17 protein-coding genes are annotated in these 15471 nt (G+C 43.4%); 6 read left to right on the forward strand and 11 right to left on the reverse strand.

Features of this window, described 5'->3' with window-relative positions; all coding sequences use genetic code 11:
• Nucleotides 1-272: 272 nt before the first annotated feature.
• Nucleotides 273-1283, forward strand: a complete 1011-nt coding sequence (locus B2248_RS08945) for an HlyD family secretion protein (RefSeq protein WP_007146419.1) — start codon at nucleotides 273-275, stop codon at nucleotides 1281-1283.
• Complete coding sequence (locus B2248_RS08950; protein WP_007146420.1) at nucleotides 1276-2802, forward strand: DHA2 family efflux MFS transporter permease subunit; 1527 nt, start codon at nucleotides 1276-1278, stop codon at nucleotides 2800-2802. Before B2248_RS08945 ends, B2248_RS08950 begins: the two co-directional genes overlap by 8 nt.
• 85 nt (nucleotides 2803-2887) lie before the next feature.
• On the opposite strand, the gene B2248_RS08955 is transcribed toward B2248_RS08950, so the two are convergent.
• From B2248_RS08955 to B2248_RS08985, 7 genes are all read right to left on the reverse strand, one after another.
• Nucleotides 2888-4297: an NAD-dependent succinate-semialdehyde dehydrogenase gene (locus B2248_RS08955; RefSeq protein WP_273181272.1), complete on the reverse strand. Its 1410-nt coding sequence runs from the start codon at nucleotides 4295-4297 to the stop codon at nucleotides 2888-2890.
• 51 nt (nucleotides 4298-4348) lie between these two features.
• Complete coding sequence (locus B2248_RS08960) at nucleotides 4349-5437, reverse strand: alkene reductase (protein WP_273181274.1); 1089 nt, start codon at nucleotides 5435-5437, stop codon at nucleotides 4349-4351.
• 199 nt (nucleotides 5438-5636) lie between these two features.
• Nucleotides 5637-6866, reverse strand: a complete 1230-nt coding sequence (arsJ, locus tag B2248_RS08965) for an organoarsenical effux MFS transporter ArsJ (protein WP_007146423.1) — start codon at nucleotides 6864-6866, stop codon at nucleotides 5637-5639.
• A 6-nt stretch (nucleotides 6867-6872) separates the two neighbouring features.
• The gene (locus tag B2248_RS08970) at nucleotides 6873-7883 is read right to left on the reverse strand and encodes an ArsJ-associated glyceraldehyde-3-phosphate dehydrogenase (protein WP_007146424.1); all 1011 of its coding nucleotides are present in this window, start codon (nucleotides 7881-7883) and stop codon (nucleotides 6873-6875) included.
• A gap of 2 nt (nucleotides 7884-7885) precedes the next feature.
• Nucleotides 7886-8389 carry a tyrosine-protein phosphatase gene (locus B2248_RS08975; protein WP_007146425.1) on the reverse strand — a complete coding sequence of 168 codons (504 nt, stop codon included), beginning with the start codon at nucleotides 8387-8389 and terminating at the stop codon, nucleotides 7886-7888.
• Nucleotides 8390-8411: 22 nt separating this feature from the next.
• On the reverse strand, nucleotides 8412-8759 hold the full coding sequence (locus B2248_RS08980; protein ID WP_040576597.1) for a metalloregulator ArsR/SmtB family transcription factor: 348 nt from the start codon (nucleotides 8757-8759) through the stop codon (nucleotides 8412-8414).
• A complete protein-coding gene (locus tag B2248_RS08985) occupies nucleotides 8759-9151 on the reverse strand; it encodes a hypothetical protein (protein ID WP_007146427.1) in 393 nt (130 codons plus the stop codon). Before B2248_RS08985 ends, B2248_RS08980 begins: the two co-directional genes overlap by 1 nt.
• Before the next feature lie 206 nt (nucleotides 9152-9357).
• Here B2248_RS08985 and pstS point away from each other — a divergent pair, with 206 nt between their 5' ends.
• Together pstS and B2248_RS08995 are read left to right on the forward strand one after the other, a co-directional pair.
• Nucleotides 9358-10431: a phosphate ABC transporter substrate-binding protein PstS gene (pstS, locus tag B2248_RS08990; protein WP_286722853.1), complete on the forward strand. Its 1074-nt coding sequence runs from the start codon at nucleotides 9358-9360 to the stop codon at nucleotides 10429-10431.
• Nucleotides 10432-10658: 227 nt separating this feature from the next.
• On the forward strand, nucleotides 10659-11123 hold the full coding sequence (locus B2248_RS08995) for a pyridoxamine 5'-phosphate oxidase family protein (RefSeq protein WP_007146429.1): 465 nt from the start codon (nucleotides 10659-10661) through the stop codon (nucleotides 11121-11123).
• A 101-nt stretch (nucleotides 11124-11224) separates the two neighbouring features.
• Here the strand turns inward: B2248_RS08995 and B2248_RS09000 are convergent, their stop codons facing one another.
• Together B2248_RS09000 and B2248_RS09005 are read right to left on the reverse strand one after the other, a co-directional pair.
• Nucleotides 11225-11722 carry a hypothetical protein gene (locus B2248_RS09000; RefSeq protein ID WP_007146430.1) on the reverse strand — a complete coding sequence of 166 codons (498 nt, stop codon included), beginning with the start codon at nucleotides 11720-11722 and terminating at the stop codon, nucleotides 11225-11227.
• The gene (locus B2248_RS09005) at nucleotides 11719-12090 is read right to left on the reverse strand and encodes a YidH family protein (protein ID WP_273181276.1); all 372 of its coding nucleotides are present in this window, start codon (nucleotides 12088-12090) and stop codon (nucleotides 11719-11721) included. Before B2248_RS09005 ends, B2248_RS09000 begins: the two co-directional genes overlap by 4 nt.
• Before the next feature lie 261 nt (nucleotides 12091-12351).
• Between B2248_RS09005 and B2248_RS09010 the strand changes: the two genes are divergently transcribed.
• Nucleotides 12352-12606 carry a hypothetical protein gene (locus B2248_RS09010; RefSeq protein WP_007146432.1) on the forward strand — a complete coding sequence of 85 codons (255 nt, stop codon included), beginning with the start codon at nucleotides 12352-12354 and terminating at the stop codon, nucleotides 12604-12606.
• Nucleotides 12607-12857: 251 nt separating this feature from the next.
• Nucleotides 12858-13511, forward strand: a complete 654-nt coding sequence (locus B2248_RS09015) for a class I SAM-dependent methyltransferase (protein ID WP_007146433.1) — start codon at nucleotides 12858-12860, stop codon at nucleotides 13509-13511.
• Between the two features lie 10 nt (nucleotides 13512-13521).
• Here the strand turns inward: B2248_RS09015 and B2248_RS09020 are convergent, their stop codons facing one another.
• Both B2248_RS09020 and B2248_RS09025 read right to left on the reverse strand, forming a co-directional pair.
• Nucleotides 13522-13986 (reverse strand): hypothetical protein, encoded by a 465-nt coding sequence (locus B2248_RS09020; RefSeq protein WP_007146434.1) that lies wholly within the window; start codon nucleotides 13984-13986, stop codon nucleotides 13522-13524.
• A gap of 299 nt (nucleotides 13987-14285) precedes the next feature.
• Nucleotides 14286-15293, reverse strand: a complete 1008-nt coding sequence (locus tag B2248_RS09025) for an MDR family oxidoreductase (protein ID WP_273181279.1) — start codon at nucleotides 15291-15293, stop codon at nucleotides 14286-14288.
• Between the last annotated feature and the right edge of the window lie 178 nt (nucleotides 15294-15471).

Genomic DNA, 15471 nt, shown 5'->3' on the forward strand with positions numbered 1-15471 from the left:
ATGCTACATCACATCAAATTACCCGCACTTGTTGTCATGCGGGTAGGTCCAGGATTTGACTATACACCTTAAGTTATCGGTTAAAACACAGATTCATGAGAAATATGTGATGGGCGCCATATTCCCTTAGCAAAATTTATTTGCCTAAATAGGTTTTCATCCATATTTTTTGTTAAAACAAACAAGTGTTCAGGACTGGTTAAGCTCACACCATTCACTATACTAAGTCCCTGTTGACCTCATAGCAGATAGAAAAATAAAAAGGACACCGCATGAAATGGGCTAAGTTAGGCTTACTGAGTATCTGCCTTGTAGGGATTATTGTTGGACTTGGCCTGTGGTGGCAGCATCAGAAAACCTATCCTTCTACCGACGATGCCTATGTCGAAGCGAATATATTAACTGTATCCTCACAAGAGTCTGGTCGGGTGACTGAGCTTAATGCTACTGAAAATGCCTACGTTAAAGCTGGTGATGTGCTTCTTAAAATTGATGACAGTGATTTACAGAGTGCTGTTGATGAGGCCACCTCAGAGCTGGAAAAAACGATCCAAAAACACATGATGGCCGGTTCAGATGTCAGCGAAGCTATCGCCAATCTCAATGCTGTACAGGCCACATTACGTGATGCAGAACTCGAATTTGAACGTCAGCAAACCTTGTATGAACGCCGGATTATTTCTAAATCCACCTTAGATAAAACCCAAGCTAATCTCGATAAAATCAAAGCCGACAGAGACAGTGCCAGAGCAGCGTTAAATACTGCTCAGACACAGCTTGGTGGGAAAACCGATGAAGACCCGGCGGTGCGTGCTGCTCGTGCCACATTAAAACGTGCACAGATTGCACTCAGTCATGCCATCATCTATGCCCCGGCTGACGGCTGGATTGCTAACCTGACTCTGCGCCCGGGTGATGTCATTACAGCAGGTCAGTCACTATTTTCCCTTGTTGAAAAAAATGATTGGTGGGTCACTGCCAATTTTAAAGAAACCGCCCTCTCTCGCATTCAGCCAGGTCAGCCCGCCAGCATTGAAGTTGATATGTACCCTGATCTGAAATTAACCGGCAAAGTTGCCAGTTTGGGCATGGGCTCAGGCGCTATTTTTTCTTTGCTCCCTCCTGAAAATGCTACCGGAAACTGGGTGCATGTTACTCAGCGCTTTCCAGTACGGATTCATCTAGACTACCAGCCTTCGCCAGACCAACAACAACGTTTGCGAGCCGGCGCCAGTGTTACGGCCACAGTGGATACCACGAATTTAGATAAAGCCAATGACTGAGGCAGAAAAACAGCCTGTTCACTGGTTAATCGTATTTGCGGTGGTGCTCACGGCGGTACTCGAAGTGCTTGATACCACCATCGTCAATGTGGCTTTACCTCATATCAAAGCTGCATTTGGCATTACCAGCGATCAAACAGTGTGGATTGTCACCAGTTACATCGTCGCTTCCATTGCCGTCATGCCTCTGACGGGCTTGCTATCACGTAAATTTGGTCGCCGTCGTTTAATTATCACCGCTATTGTTGGCTTTGCGTTTTTCTCAGCATTGGGAGGCATGGCTCAAAACTTCGAAATGCTGGTATTTTTTCGCTTAGGCCAGGGCTTTTTTGGGGCTTTTCTGATCCCGTTATCACAGGCGATTTTGTTTACCAGCTTTCCAAGAGAAAAGCGTGGACAAGCTATGGCCATTTTTGGGTTGGGGGTCATCGTAGCACCGGTACTCGGCCCCACCATTGGTGCGATTTTAACTGAGCACTTTTCTTGGCGTGCCGTGTTTTACGTCAATATGCCAATCGCCTTTATCGCTTTGCTAATGGTGAGTGGCGAGCTGAAAAAAGAAGAGACCCAGCATGTCGATATCGACTGGGTAGGGCTGTTACTCATGGTTACCGCTATTGGTGCATTACAAATGACGCTGGATTTGGGGGAAAGTCATGACTGGTTTGATTCTCATCTGATTCAGGTGACCGCCATTATCTCTGCTGTCACCGGCTTTATTTTCTTTGTGCGTGGCATGGGGCGTAAGCTGAATATCATCGATTTTTCACTACTGAAAGATAGAAGCTTTGCCGCGGGCAATGTCGCCATCGTTGGTTTTGGTGTCTCCATGTTTGGGGCCATTGCTATTTTGCCTTTATTTGTTCAAGGACTATTGGATTATCCTGTATTGGAATCAGGCCAATTATTTATTCCACGTGGTATTGCGGCTGGTTTTTCTATGGTGGTGACCGGCTCATTTCTAGTAAACCGGTTTGATCCACGGATGTTATTAGCCATCGGTTTAATTCTCACGGGTACAGGGAATGTCATGCTGGCCAACTTAAATCTGGACGTGAGTTTTTGGCAGCTTGCTTGGCCTGGAGTTATATCAGGGTTAGGTATGGGACTGTTTTTCGTGCCTATGTCGACACTGGCTTTCCAGAATATTTCCTCAGAAAAACAAGATGAAGCTTCTGGCATATACAGTGTGATGCGTTCGCTTGGTTCATCAGTCGGTATCGCCATTATTGGCTGGCAACTTGCTCGCAGAACCAATCTTCACTATGCCATTCTGACAGAGCAGATTACGCCTTTTAATCCAGCTGTCTCTCAGTATTTAGCACCTTTAGGCTTGTCTCCTGACACTGGGATGGGGGCCAAGGTTTTAGCGAATGAAGTCATGGCTCAAGCCTCAATGTTAGCGTTTCAGGATGCCTTTATTCTGTCGGGACTGGCCGCATTTGCCATGTTACCGATGGTGCTGTTAATTCAAAAACCAGCAAAATCAGAGGTGGGTTCGCCAGCCACTGTGCATTAACTCAAACAACATCGTGTGATAAAAAAATCCCGGACCAGCAAGCTGGTCCGGGATTCATTCCTTTCAATGTAATGCAGTCAGTGGTTTATGCAACAAATAACGATTTAGCATTCACAAATTCTTTTATACCAAAGCCACCATGCTCACGACCATAACCACTTTCTTTTACACCGCCGAAGGGCATATTGGCTTGAGGACCAGCGTAACCATTAATGTTCACCATGCCCGTATCGAGTTGTTCACGGGCAATACGAATAGCACGCTCCTCATCTTTAGAGAAAATGCCGCCACCAAGGCCATATCGGTGGTCATTAGCAAGCTCAATGGCTTCAGCTTCATCAGCGACTTTGAATAACGCAGCCACCGGGCCAAATAACTCATCGTCGTACGCCGGACTGCCAGCTTGGATGTTTTCCAATACCGTGGCTGGGTAATAGGCACCTTTTTGATCAGGTACTTCACCACCACATAAGCATGTGGCCCCTTTCATCACCGACTCCTGAACCTGCTGATGCAGCTTGTCACGCAGATCAACACGTGCCAATGGTCCCATATCATTCTGACTGTCGGTGGGATCACCGAAAGTCACCTGCTTCATCGCAGCAACATATTTATCTCTGAACTCTTCATAAACAGGCGCTTCAATAATAAACCGTTTCGCTGCAATACAGGTTTGACCACTATTCATGACACGGCCCTGAACACAGGTTTTGACCGCCAGATCGATATCGGCATCTCGCAGAACAATGTAGGCATCACTGCCACCTAGTTCTAATACATTTTTCTTCAGATGCTCGCCAGAAATTTTGGCAATCAGTCGACCGATACGAGCACTACCTGTAAACGTCACACCCCGAATATGAGGATGAGCAATCAATTCATCTGCCGTTTCACCATCAACAAATAGGCAGCTAAATACACCCTTGGGTAAACCCGCTTCTTCATAAATCTTCTGAATGGCCTCTGCTGTTTCAAAGCAGGACTCATCATGCTTAAACACTGTCGTATTACCGGCCATAATCACCGCAATGCTGTAGCGAATACATTGATAAAGCGGGAAATTCCAAGGCTGCATCCCTAAGATCACGCCTTCAGGCTGATAGGTAATAATGCCTTTCTTACCCACAGCGATGTCACGCTCTTCATCAGCCAGAGCGTCAATGCCATGCTCAGCGGTATATTCACAGATAGCAGCACACTGCTCGGCTTCGCCTTCGCCTAGTGCTAAGGGTTTACCCATTTGTTTAGCCATCATTTGAGCTAATTTAGCTTTATCACGACGGAGCAATTCAGCGATTTTTTTGATAATGCTGGCACGCTCTTCAAGTGATGTGTTTCTCCAGCGCTGAAAGGCTTTATGAGAATTATCAATTAACGCTTCTGCTTCCTGCTTGGTATGCAGATAGTAGGTTTTATACACCTCTTCTGTGGCAGGGTTATAGGTATCAATTGTTTGACGAGAAATAGCGGTTGTTTTCAATTCTGCTTGAGTCATATTTTATCCTCTTTGATAGTAAGAAAATTCGCGTTGATTGCAGATTGAAAATTAACGAGCATCCTCCAGAAATGGATAATCGGTGTAGCCTTCAGCACCACCACCATAGAAAGTATTTTGATCAGGCGTGTTCAGTGCAGCGCCGGCTTTGAGGCGTTCCACCAGATCCGGGTTAGCAATATATTGACGACCAAACGCTACCGCATCAGCACGTTGGCTTTTCACTGCATCCTGTGCCGTAAGCAGATTGTAGTCACCATTGGCAATGTAAAAACCCTGCCATTGTTGGATAAGCTGATCAACGATGTGTAGATCTTTATTGCTGACATCGATGCCTGGAAAGCGTTCAACGATGTGAACATAGGCCAGTTTGTATTGGTTAAGTTGTTTGATAAGTGCCGTGTAGGTCGTCAGCGGATCGCTATCACTAACATCATTAAAGGTACCGGTCGGAGAGAGTCGTATGCCTACCCGGCCAGCATCCATCACTTCAAGCACGGCTTCGACCACTTCATTGACCAGGCGGATACGATTTTCAACTGAACCACCGTAATTATCAGTGCGATGATTACTGCCATCACAAATGAACTGGTTTAATAAATAACCATTGGCGGAGTGAATTTCGACACCATCAAAACCGGCTTTGTCGGCATTACGTGCAGCTGTTTTGTATTCTTCAATCAGATTGTTAATGTCATCAGTTGTCATCGCACGTGGCTCTGAGACATCGACCATTTGGCCGTCTACAAAGGTTTGTGCTTCAGCACGAATCGCTGAAGGAGCAAGCGGCTTCTCACCTTCTGGCAGAACAGAGTGATAACTGATTCGGCCAACATGCCAGAGTTGCAAGAAGATTTTTCCACCTTTGTTATGCACAGCATCGGTGATTTCTTTCCATTTCACCACTTGTTCATCAGAGTAAATACCGGGGGTTCTGATATAACCTTTGCCCATTTTGCTGATCTGAGTACCTTCAGCAATGATAAGACCGGCACTGGCACGTTGTGAGTAGTATTCGATGGCAAGATCATTGGGGATATCCGTATCATCATGGGCTCTGTTTCGTGTCAGTGAGGCCATAAAAATGCCGTTTTTGAGTTCCACTGAGCCCATCTTCACAGGACTGAATAAATCATTCATATACTTCCTCCTTTGTTGTCCAGATGATCAGTTTGATAACAAAGTCATCAAATAGTTCGCTGGCTAACTATAGGAGAGAAACTGTCTTTTCTATGTGAAGAGATAAGCTTGAGCGTCTATAAAACGACATTCTAAAATAAAAGTCCTTTTTAATCCTTACCCGATGACACTTCTACATTCTGATATGCGTTCTCTGATTTTAAATACTGGCACTTGCTCGTTTATGTTTAGGTAAATACAGCGATATCACGGCTGTTATGACGATAAATAAAGCAGACATCCATAAACAAAACCCTAAACCATAAGACTGATAGAGCCAGCCTGAAAGCACGGTACCAATCAGCCTTCCCATGGCATTTGCCATGTAATAAAAGCCGACATCAAGTGATACACCATCTTCACCGGCATAACTAACAATCAGATAACTATGCAAAGCTGAATTAATCGCAAATAAAACACCAAAGATCATCAGCCCCACGATCAGTACCAGCTCTTTATGCCAGCTATAGGCCAATGCAACTGCAATCAATACTGGAATCAAACTTAAGGCGAGTGCCCAAAATAAGGCATCTTTGCCATCAGGAAGTCTATTTTTAGAGCGGGTAGTTAATCTAGGGGTAAAACCTTGTACCGCCCCGTAACCTATCACCCACAAAGCCAAAAAGCCCCCTACATACCAGTGATCCCAACCAAAACTGGTTGATAAATAAACGGGTAAGGCCACAACAAACCAGACATCCCGTGAGCCAAACAAAAACATTCTGGCGGCAGAAAGCACGTTAACTGACTGGCTTTTAGAAAAAACATGACTAAATTTAGGCTTATTTTTTGCTCTTCCAAGCTCTTGTTTAAGAGAGAACAGACTAAATATCCAAACCATCATTAATCCAAGAGCCATCACTAAGACCGCCCCTTTAAACCCACTCAGCGTAAGCAGCCCGCCTCCGAGAAAAAAGCCCACCCCTTTTAATGCATTTTTTGACCCAGTTAACGCGGCAACCCATTTATAGAGCTGACCATTTTCCTCTTTTGGCACCAGTAACTTGATGGCACTTTTGGCACTCATTTTATTTAAGTCTTTGGCAACACCGGATAAGGCCTGCGCCGCCATGACCCAAATAACAGTTAACCATTCGCTCGGCACAAGTAGCATAGATAAGGCAACAACTTGCAGCAGCAGCCCGATATTCATCGTTTTATTCAGGCCAATATGCGCGCCGAGCCAGCCTCCAACGAGATTAGTGATCACCCCAAAAATCTCGTAGAACAAGAAGAGCATGGCGATCTGCAACGGGCTGTAACCCAAACTATAAAAATGCAATACCACTAACATGCGTAATGCACCGTCAGTTAAAGTAAAAGCCCAATAGTTTGTGGTGATAATAAGATACTGGCGAATCTCGTCAGATAGCTTAGCCAAGGCTGTCATTGATGATTACTCCGAATCCTGGCGACCAACCAAACGCACTAACTCAGCAGTACGGTTAGCATAGCCCCACTCATTGTCATACCAAGCGTAAATCTTGACTTGCGTGTTATTGACGACCATGGTGGATAAGGCATCAACTATACTTGAACGCGGGTCACCTTTATAATCTATCGATACCAAAGGGCGCTGTTCAAAACCTAAAATACCGTTCAACCCTCCATCAGCCGCTTCTTTTAATAAACGGTTTACTTCATCAGCTGTTGTTGCACGCTCAACCTCAAACACGCAGTCTGTCAGCGAGGCATTGGTTAGCGGCACCCGAACAGCATGCCCATTAAGACGCCCTTTTAACTCAGGAAAAATTTCAGTAATTGCCGTTGCTGAACCTGTTGTTGTTGGAATCAAGCTAGTGCCACATGACCGTGCGCGACGTAAGTCCTTATGCGGTGCATCAATAATCGTCTGGGTATTGGTAATGTTATGGATGGTCGTTATCGAGCCATGTTTAATACCTAACTTATCGTGAATAACTTTAACCACAGGCGCAAGAGAGTTTGTTGTGCAGGAAGCGGCTGTCACAATTTGATGTTGGTTTTTGTCATAACAATCATCATTGACGCCCATCACAACATTTAAGACTCCCTCTTCCTTCACAGGCGCCGTCACAACGACACGTTTTACGCCTTGTTTCAAATAATCTTGAAGGATGGCCTTGCTTTTCATTTTGCCACTGGCTTCAATCACAACATCACAGGATGACCAGTCAGTATCAGCGATAGTTTTATTCTGACTGCAGATGATGTGTTTACCATTGATGTGAATGACATTATCATCAGACATCGCCTCATGCTGCCAAGTACCTTGAACTGAGTCGAAATTGAGTAAGTGAGCCAATGTATCTGCATTTCCAGCAGGATCATTAATCTGAACAAATTCAATATCATCCCAATCAAACGCAGCCCGTAACGCTAAGCGACCGATTCGACCGAACCCATTAATACCTACTTTGATTGTCATGTTTAGTCCTTAATTGCGTAGTATGTTTCTAAGAAATTCAGATGTGTCGTTACTGTTAAAGCACGAGGTCTTACAGACTGGACAAGCTCCTTAACCTCTTTCCATTCCACGCCCATCTCAAGTAAAAGTATGGCAGCGATCAATCCTGTTCTACCTGAGCCACCACGACAATGAATAGCAATGGTCGATGCATTCTTTAACAGCTTAAGTAGCTCAGTTTTGACCTGAGACAGTCTCGTTAAGAAAAGTGCATCTGGAGACATATCATCTTCGATGGGTAACTGAAACCAGTGCATCCCCTTCTTCTGGATCAGCATTCCCAGGTCAGACACACCTAAATCCGCAAGCTCGTGATCGGGTAAGGCTGTTATGACAGATGTTGCTCCCGCATGATGTAAAACGTCTAAAGCCTGTTCTATGTCAGTCTCTTTTGTGCCAGGACATGGCGTAAAAATAAATTGCCCGCCGGTTGGCAGGGGAAGAAAAGTAATAGGATGTGTATTCATGATTTAAAGACGTTCTTAAAAGTTATCCGCAGCAATTTTTTTGATTATCTGGACGATCAGACATTTGTTGTAATCGTTGCACGTCCTCATCGATAAGTTGCTGATTATGTATTTGGGTGGTTGAAATGACAGATACCATCCAGAGAGGAAGGTCAGTACTGATACGATAAAAGACCCACTGTCCCTGACGTCTATCCTGTATAAGTCCGCAATTTCTGAGTTGAGCTAAATGTCTTGAGATTTTAGGTTGGATTTCATTTAACGCCTCAGTCAACTCACAAACACACAGCTCATCTTGTTTGTAAATTAATAAAATGCAACGTAAACGAGTTTCATCGGAGAGACATTTATAAAAATCTATTGGGCTCATTACTCTATTCCAGGTTTGGACTTAACTAAGGTAAATAAATGAATACGGTTACTCAGCTCTCTTATGACAGAAATCCAAGAAGCCATATTTTGTGGAAGAGATATAATATCTAGATGCCAGCACAGTTGCTTGGAGCTGCCATCGTTCTGAGGACAACTCTCAGATTGTTTATCACATAACTGGATTGAGAAATCGTATTGTTCGGTGAGACTCATAGGTGTTGTTTGATGAGGTATTAGCTTTGAGTAAGCTATTGCCTCTGACACCTCAGTATCTAATGTGATGTCATGACAATATCCTCGGAAGTCATTTCCGCCTGCTTTATTCAACAATAAAGTAGCCAGATAAGCATAAACAGGATTTTCTTGGCATTGGAAACAAATTTTTTGCATTTCTATTCAGTTTCGCTGGTCGATTAAATATATGATATTTGATATATATTTCATTAATATTACACATAAAATAAAACTATAAAACCGCATAAATATAATGATTTCTGTAGTATAACATTAAGAGCAAACTAATATATGAAATTTCATATATATGTAACATGACATATATATATTCCTTCTACTCAATTCTCAGCAACGCTATTGAAATGCTCACCACAAATAAAGGAATAGTCATGAAATCGTTTATTAGAAATAGTATTTATATCGGTATTGTCTTCACTTCACTCGGTTTGACAGCGTGTGGTTCCGAATCCTCTTCGTCGGTCACGACGAATGCTGATAATGCTGCCAAGAGTATTGTTATCTCGGGCTCCACCTTTGCTCGCCCATTTTTTGAGAATGTATTAGAGAAATACAAAATACGAGATCAAAGCACCCAATATGCTTATCATTCGATCGGTAGTGGAGCAGGCATTGAACAGTTCATAACTGGCGAAGCCGATATCGGAACAACAGATGCCCCTATCAACACAGCAGAATCCAGTCGCCTGAAAGAGGGGTATGAAGAGATTATTATCACCTCTGGCATGATTAGCATTGCATACAATATTGATGGAGTTAATACACCTTTAAACCTACCAAGAGATGTATATACAGATATTTTCCTTGGGAAAATAACCCAGTGGAATGACCCTCGAATACAATCTGCTAATGCTGATATCAGTTTGCCGAAAAGTCATATTCAACTCATTACGCGTTCCGATAGCAGCGGTACAACCTATGCTTTTGCTCAACACCTTTCAGCAATCAGCCCAGAATGGAAAAACACGTTCGGTGCCCATAAAGTCATAGACTGGCCGGGAAAGGCGATGAAAACTAAGGGGAATGAAGGCGTGTCTCAACGATTATCTATTACAAAAAACAGTATTGGTTATGTTGAGTTTGGCTTTGCAAAACAACTTGGATTAAAAATGGCACGACTAGAGAATAAACATGGAAAGTTTCTTTTGCCTGACATTAAATCAGGTCAAGTCAGTTTTAATGATGAGCAGTACCCTGAATCTGAGGAACGTGCTTCATCAATTAGTGATCCTGATGGCTATCCAATCGTGACATATATATGGGCTTTGATACGTAAAGACTACAGCGATCCTAGAAAAACAGAAAAAGTTCGAGACTTAATAAAATGGACGCTTAATGACGGTCAAAAACTTGCTGAGGATTTGTATTACCTCCCATTATCTGAACAGATTATTCGATCAGAACAATCAAAATTATGACCATGCATAAAATTATATTTCTATAAATGTATGTCTTATTTAAGAGTGAAAGGATTATCAGGAATCATCGCCGTCGTCAGTTGTCGCACTGATCAATGCGTTGATTCATCTAAAGATAAGCTGTGTGCAAAATCTAATGACATGAATAAAAAGCATTTCACACTATACAAACATGTGCATTGCTATCTTTAGTTGAATTTGAATTTACCACTGTCAAGGAGATATAGATGAGTAACGATATTCGAAAAACCATGTGGAAAGCGATGAGTGACAGTCCTTTTCTGATGATCGGGCTGGATCACTCGCTGCAACACAGTGAACCCATGACAGCACAATTAGATGAAAATGCCGATAGTGAGTTCTGGTTTTACACGACTAAAACTAATCGAATAGCAGAAGGCGGACCAGCGAAAGCGACTTTTGTGAGTAAAGATAACAAAGTGTTTGCATCCATCCGTGGCGTATTAAAACCTGAAACGGATGAAGCGGTGATTGATAAATACTGGTCAAAAATGGCCGCATCCTGGTATGACCAAGGACGTGAGGATCCATCTCTACTTATGATGCGTTTTGAATTAGATGATGCGGAAGTTTGGATTTCAGATCCAAGCATTAAAGGCCTATTTAAACTATTCACCGATGGCAAAGTGGAGCCAGACATGATGGGGGAACATAAAAAAATCGGTCTCTAATCTCACGACTTTTCTGCCATATAAAAAAAGCCCTGCTCGCTCTGAGCAGGGCTTTTTTAATGCCACTACGCTGGGTCCACACTCGCACTGGTCAAATAAAACTAATCGTAATAGATAAAGGGCTCTGTTTCATGCTCAGGCAAGTTATGAATATAATGCTTATCTGAATAAGCAGTGCACTTGAGGTCAGCCAGAAGACGCTGGTCTTTCACCACATAAATACCGCCTAACTCCACCTTCTCTCTGATACCCGCCTCAGCATCTAACCATTCGCCATTGGTAATGCCGGAATAGACAATATAGTCATAACGTCCATTTGAGAATCGTAAACGTCCTTCGCCACCACCACTATAGGCTGTTGAACTAAATTGCACTGGTGCGTGAAGTTCCAGCTCAATCTGATTTGGTTTGCCATAACGATAAACTAATGTGTCCTGTTTAGTGACACACACTGAAACCTGTTTAGACTTAATATCGCAGCTAAAAGAAACCGTCTCCTGTTCACCACAGTCATTCTCAGCACTGAGGTCGCCACATAAAAAAAGCAGTGACAGGAGACCGAGGATTGTGCCCGGCCAATAAAAAGCAGCTTGTTTCATGAGCCGGCCACGTTAAATAAGGAAACGGCTAAAGCCAAGCTGAGTACTGCCACGATAAGATTGGCTAAAATCCCCCAACGTGCTTTATAACCTTCCGGAATTTCTGATTCGCTTAATTGTTTCAGCACGATCCCGTATTGATAGGAGGAAACAAGCGCACATACAGCCCCGAGAAGAATAAATGCCAGCCCCAGAATGAACGTTGATGAAGTGGTATGTGGTGTTTGCTGTCCCTGCATGACAGCCAGTAGCAGCCCTGCTCTCTCGACAACAAAGCCAAAGGCAATCATGGCAAGACTGGTGCGGTTCCAGGCTAATAATGTGCGTTCCGCAGCAAACAACACTCTTGGATCATCTAAATAAGACATATCAAATCGTTCTTCCACTCAAGATTTACACAGAGCATAAACCATATCGTCAAATGACGAAGATAACCACCAAGAAATTGAAAACATACCTCTACTTCACTTCAGTCTGATTGTGGACATTTTCTCTCACTGTATGCTTACATCATCAGGCATTGATAAAAATATCTGTTGTAAAAATAGGTAAAACAACAAGGCATCGACTTGACTCAAAGACGCTATCGCGTTTCACTGAACATCCAGCCAATTAAATAGGAGGTTGAAATGATTTCAACTGAAATTAAGGAAGCTCGGTCAATTCAAGACGTTGTTCAATTAATCGATCATGGTGGAACGAACAGTGACTCGCCAGAAGAAGTCGCGGGCACGTATGCTTATCTGGCGGTAATAGATTCAGACCACGTCAACAAAGAACATGCTAAATCCCAATTAGATCAACTTATCGAAGCAGGCGCAAAATTTGATTATGACCTTGCTTTGGAATATGCAGAATCCCATCTCATCGAATCACAACATTAATACTTAAAAACAAGCCCTATGCACGTCTGTGAAAAGTGCCATAGGGCTTGTTTTTATCTATACGGTTTATATTTCTACTCAGTGATTGATGTATCACAATATCCCTGACAAAAAACAAACATCATGACTAGATCACTGAATTAAAATAAGAAACTTGCAGTTATCCACAATTACTATATTCTGGCTAACTCTCGTTTTGTCATTTATCCCATATAACTGGCTCAGCTCCCATTGCTTTATCAGGATAAATGATGACCAAGCCCATTCGTGTTCGTTACCAGACAATTGAAGTCGGTGACATGGATATTCACCTTTGTACTCTTCGTGACAAACAGCAATTTAGTGACCCTGAGGGTGAAGCCGATAATATGGGTATCTCTTCAGCTACCTGGCCCCTGTTCGGTGTTGTCTGGCCTTCCAGCATTGTGCTTGCCAATCATATGCTGGATTACGATATTAGGAATAAACGTATCCTTGAAATTGGTTGTGGTATGGCCTTATCCAGCTTATTACTCAATGAACGCATGGCCGATATCACCGCGACTGACTACCACCCTGAAGTTAATCATTTTCTTGATCGAAACACCGATCTCAACAGTGGGAAGAATATTGCTTTTGAACAAGTGGACTGGGCAAATGATGAAAGTGATTTGGGCAAGTTTGATTTAATTATCGGTAGCGATCTGCTTTATGAAGATGAGCATGTCCTGTTGCTGGCCAACTTCATCAATAACCATGCGAATCATCACTGTGACATTATTCTGGTCGATCCGGACAGGGGCCGAAAAAACAAACTGGATCGGGAAATGATCGCATTTGGCTTTACCAGTAGTTATATAAAGCCTGAACACACTGACTATTTAGAAGAAAGCTATAAGGGCTCTATCCTAAGATTCTCTCGCTAAAACTATCTTTTTATTGCGGCGTAATCCCCGCTACTTTCAACTTCCCACGCCGCACTTTGCTCATCGCGATCGTCGACGAAATCAGTAATGGTGTCACTACCAATAGAGTCGGTACAATCGCAATGCGTGTAAAGGCAATCATCATGATGGAACGTAATTGCGGATCTTTTTGAAACGATATCATCAGAGTACTGAGCAGCTCTATCGAAATCGAGATGCAGTAAGCAATTAATACGATACGACAGCGTTTCCAGACAATATGCCAGTGTGCATTGATTAGCGGGGTTTGATGAACGTGTTTCGACCGATACCATATATACAGAATCACTGATAAAGAGCAAACGATGGCAATGGGTAACAATATTGTTTCCAATCCCATCAATAAAGAACCGATCGGCAACAACAGGTTAAAGACCAGCAGGTTAAATACCAATAATTGATGAGGGATCACAGCCCTGGCTTGCTCGTTAAGCATATCAACACCTCCATTGTATTAAGCACAAAACACAGACTTATTGCAGATGACTAATAGCGCTAAGTGTAGCGCTATCAAATTAAAATTTGTTGACGATGATAGCTCTAAATGCATTTAAGCATTTATGGCTAAAAACGAAGCGTCACAGCTTAATAATCAACACTGGAACTGAATAAGAAAATGACATCATTGCCTAGTGAGCTTTCGCATCCTGGTCACTGAACACTAAGACCAACGGCGGCGAATCCGTGCAGCCTGTTGGTCTCTGGTATAAGCGTTTATTGAAAGCATCATCGCATTCACAAGCTCATATCCACAACGATTCTGCCACGAATTTTTCCGGCAAGAATCTGCTGAGCAGCATCGGGGACCGCATCAAGCGGAATCACTTGAATCAGTTGTTCCAAGGTCTTCAGATCGATGTCTTCTGACATCCGACTCCACGCTCTTTTACGCAACCAAGACGGACACATAACGGAATCAATGCCTAATAGGTTTACACCACGCAGTATGAATGGCAGCACGGTACTCGGCAGACTGGCCCCACTGGCTAAACCGCAGGCGGCTACACTGCCCCGATACTGAGTTTGACGAAGAATACTGGCGAGGGTTTCCCCACCCACTGAATCAATCGCACCAGCCCAACGTTCAGAGTCCAGAGGTCTGCCACTTGGCGACGATAATTCCTCTCTATGAATGATCTCAGACGCCCCAAGACTTTTTAGATACTCTCCCTGTTCTTCGATTCTGCCAGTCGATGCGACAACGTTATACTGGCGTTTGGCGAGTAACGAAATGGCGATGGACCCCACCCCGCCAGAGGCACCCGTCACTAATACTGGTCCAGAGTCGGGAAGTACATTGTGATCTTCAAGCGACAATGTCGCTAGCATGGCCGTAAAACCAGCGGTACCTAAAGCCATGCAATGCATGGCACTGAGTCCTTCAGGTATTAACTCAGCCCATTCAGGTTTCACTTTAGCAAATCCGGCATAACCACCGGAAACCTGCTCACCCACACCCCATCCAGTGACAAAAACCTGGTCACCCGCTTTGAATTTTGTGCTCTCACCGGCGTCTTCAACTACACCAGCCAGATCGATTCCTGGAACGATAGGAAACGACCTCAACACTTTGCCTTTACCTGTAACAGCAAGCCCATCTTTGTAATTCAAACTAGAATGGGTAACACGAATTAGAAGATCCCCACCTTGATTCGGCAAAGAATCCACATTTTCCAGTTCTATAAGGTTTGCTTGAGACTCCTTATCCTCTACTAGCAAGGCTGAAAATGTGTTTTTAGACATTAGCGACAACTCTCTTTCTCTTGTTTATTGTGTTAAGTGGCGTATTTAATTAGCCAACGATATACAGGCAGGCTTCGGCGCCTGCGGCAGCTATCGGTCCAGAAAACAAAGGGTAATCAAGAGGTCAGGCACTGACGGCTCACTTGATGAAGTTAAATCAAACACTCTTGTATCTTAA

This window comes from Methylophaga sp. UBA2012, assembly GCF_002335235.1.
Classification (GTDB): Bacteria; Pseudomonadota; Gammaproteobacteria; order Nitrosococcales; family Methylophagaceae; genus Methylophaga; species Methylophaga thalassica.